Below are 2,410 nucleotides of genomic sequence, written 5' to 3' on the forward strand. Positions count from 1 at the left end.
GAGTACAAGGACGCGAGCGGCAAGATCGTCGGCTTCGATGTGGACCTCCTCGATGCCGTCGCGAGCACCCTCGGACTGAAGGTCGACTATGTCGAATCCTCGTTCGAGAAGATCATTCCCGCCATTCAGGCAGGGACCTACGACGTGGGTATGTCCTCGATCACCGATTCGCGCGAACGCGAACAGCAGGTCGATTTCACGACCTATTTCTCCGCGGGTATCCAGTGGGCCCAGCAAACCGGTAAAGCGATCGATCCGAACAATGCGTGCGGCAAGAAGGTCGCCGTACAGTCCACTACGGTCGAGCACACCGACGAGATTCCCGCCAAGAGCGCCAAGTGCGTCGCCGAAGGTAAGCCCGCCATCGAAATGAAGGCATTCGACGAGCAGAGCGCCGCGACCAACGCGTTGGTGCTCGGCCAGGTCGACGCGATGTCGGCCGATTCCCCGGTGACCGCGTACGCGATCAAGCAGAGCGAAGGCAAGATCGAGGCCGCGGGCCCGCTGTTCGATTCCGCGCCCTACGGCTGGGCCGTGCAGAAGACCTCCCCGCTGGCGGCGGCGCTGCAGAAGGCGCTGCAGCACCTGATCGACAACGGCAAGTACGGCGAGATCACCACCAACTGGGGTGTGCAGGACGGTCAGATCAAGACCTCGGTGATCAACGGTGCAGTGAGCTGACGTGACCGACGCGAAAGACACGGTGGAGGTGCCCGGACCGGGCACCGAACCCGAACCGATCAAGGCGGTCCCGCTGCGCAGGCCGGGCCGCTGGATCGCGGCGGCAATCATCCTGATCCTGGTGGGATTGTTCGTCTACGGCGCCGCCACGAATCCCGCCTACCGGTGGGATACCTACGGCAAGTACCTGTTCGACAGCCGGATCACCGCCGGCGCGATCGTCACCCTGGAGCTCACCGTGCTCGCGATGGCGATCGCGGTGGCCCTCGGCACGGTCCTCGCGGTGATGCGTCTGTCGCCGAACCCGGTGCTGCGCACCGCCGCGTGGATCTACCTGTGGATCTTCCGTGGCACCCCGGTGTTCGTGCAGTTGGTGTTCTGGGGCCTGGTTCCCTCGCTGTACAAGCAGATCGATCTCGGTGTGCCGTTCGGTCCGCAGTTCTTCCACTTCGATGTGCAGCACCTGCAGGCGGCGTTCCTGTTCGCGGTGATCGGCCTCGGCCTCAACGAGGCCGCGTACATGGCCGAGATCGTGCGCGCGGGTATCAACTCCGTCGGCGAGGGGCAGCGCGAGGCCTCGGTGGCGCTGGGCATGTCGTGGACGCAGACCATGCGCCGCACGGTGCTGCCGCAGGCCATGCGGGTGATCATCCCACCCACCGGCAACGAGCTGATCGGCATGCTCAAGACGACCTCGCTGGTCACCGCGATTCCGTTGAGTACCGACCTGTTCGGCCGCGCCCGTGACATCTACGGTGTGAACTTCCAGCCGATCCCGCTGCTGCTCGTCTGTGCCACCTGGTACCTGGCGATCACCAGCGTGCTCATGGTCGGCCAGTACTACTTGGAACGCTATTACTCGCGGGGCGCCACCCGGCAGCTGACGGCCAAGCAGCTTCAGGAACTGGCCACAGCGCAGGCGGCGGTGAAGGCGAAATGACAGAACCAGTTGTGGCAGTCCCGCCGATGGTGCTGGCTGACCGGGTGTGTAAGAGCTTCGGCGCGCTGCAGGTGCTCAAGGGCATCTCGCTCGAGGTCCAGCGTGGGAAGGTACTGACCCTGGTCGGGCCGTCGGGCTCGGGCAAGTCGACCTTCCTGCGCTGTATCAATCACCTCGAGCAGGTGAACGCGGGCAGGCTCTACGTCGACGGCGATCTCGTCGGCTACCGGGAGAAGAACGGCAAGCTCTACGAGATGCACGAGCGCGATGCCGCGATCCAGCGTCGCGATATCGGCATGGTGTTCCAGCATTTCAACCTGTTCCCGCACCGCACGGCGCTGGAGAACGTGATCGAGGCGCCCATCCAGGTGCGCGGGATCCGTAAGTCCGAGGCCGTCTCCAGGGCCGAGGAACTGCTCGAGCGGGTCGGGCTCTCGGCCAAGCGCAACGCCTACCCGGCGCAGCTGTCCGGTGGTCAGCAGCAGCGCGTCGCCATCGCGCGAGCGCTGGCGATGGATCCCAAGCTGATGCTGTTCGACGAGCCGACCTCGGCGCTGGACCCCGAGCTGGTCGGTGAGGTGCTCGCGGTGATGCGGGAGCTGGCCGATTCGGGCATGACCATGCTGGTGGTGACCCACGAGATGGGCTTCGCCCGCGAGGTCGCCGACGAGCTGGTATTCATGGATGCCGGTGTGGTCGTGGAATCGGGCCCGCCGCGTGAGCTGCTGGCCAACCCGCAACACGAACGGACACAGGCTTTCCTGTCACGTCTGCTCTGAGAGACGACAC

Annotated in this window: 3 protein-coding genes; all 3 read left to right on the top strand. The window is 65.0% G+C overall.

The features are described from left to right. Positions 1 to 681, top strand: a 681-nt coding sequence (locus ACFWF3_RS32365) for an ABC transporter substrate-binding protein (protein WP_379317640.1), incomplete at its 5' end; no start/stop codon positions are given. A 1-nt stretch (position 682) separates the two neighbouring features. Next, positions 683 to 1,621 (top strand): ABC transporter permease subunit, encoded by a 939-nt coding sequence (locus ACFWF3_RS32370; RefSeq protein ID WP_378994066.1) that lies wholly within the window; start codon positions 683 to 685, stop codon positions 1,619 to 1,621. A 26-nt stretch (positions 1,622 to 1,647) separates the two neighbouring features. Further along, a complete protein-coding gene (locus tag ACFWF3_RS32375) occupies positions 1,648 to 2,400 on the top strand; it encodes an amino acid ABC transporter ATP-binding protein (protein WP_379317642.1) in 753 nt (250 codons plus the stop codon). The last annotated feature ends 10 nt before the right edge of the window (positions 2,401 to 2,410 follow it).

The organism is Nocardia sp. NPDC060220, assembly GCF_042727815.1.
Lineage (GTDB): Bacteria > Actinomycetota > Actinomycetes > Mycobacteriales > Mycobacteriaceae > Nocardia.